1 pseudogene is annotated in these 697 nt (G+C 68.7%); it reads left to right on the plus strand.

The window, feature by feature from the left end:
• Nucleotides 1-697, plus strand: a pseudogene (locus tag VBE63_RS30960) (AAA family ATPase); the annotation flags it as partial.

Consider the following 697-nt stretch of genomic DNA (forward strand, 5'->3'; position numbering starts at 1 on the left):
CGCCTCGCTGCTGAGCCTGCTGCTACCGCTGCTCGAGCCACAGGCGCTGTCCCACTGGGCCGCCGCGCATGAGGACGACCTCGAGCCCGAGACGCTCGCGGCCTTTAACGCCGATGCCGTCGCCGCCGAGCCCCTTGAGCTCGACGATACCGACGGTCACCAACTCCTGCGCAGCCTGTTCGCGAAAGGCACGGCAGCGGCACAGGTCCGCCTGCGCAGCGTCGACGGAACGGCGCCGGTGAGCTCGACCGTGGGTCTCCTGGTCGAGGTGTTGGGCCTGGATGCCATCGAGGCACAGGTGCTCGACTATCTCGAGCATCATGCCAGCTCCGAGCCCCTGCGCACGCTGTTGCGCGCTACCGCGCGCGCGACCAGTCCGATCAACCGCGCACGGCTAAGTCGGCTGTTGTCGATCCCTGAAGCAACCCTGGCGGATGCCCTCAAGGCCAGCGCACCGCTGCGCCGCCTGGGGTTGGTGAGCTATGAGGCAGAGGCCGATCTGGAAGACTTCCTGAGCGCCACTGAGCTGCTGAAGACGGTGCTGGAGGCCGCACCGACGACCCGGGAGGCGCTGCTCGCCTTACTGATCGAGCCGGCACCCGCGGCCGACTGGGCGCTGGCGGACTTCCCGCATCTGGCGAGCGAGAGCCAAGCCATGGCCGAGACCCTGGCGCACGCCTTGGCAACCCGCAGCATT

Origin of the sequence: Lamprobacter sp. (assembly GCF_034860625.1) — a bacterium.
In the GTDB taxonomy this organism is placed as follows: domain Bacteria; phylum Pseudomonadota; class Gammaproteobacteria; order Chromatiales; family Chromatiaceae; genus Lamprobacter.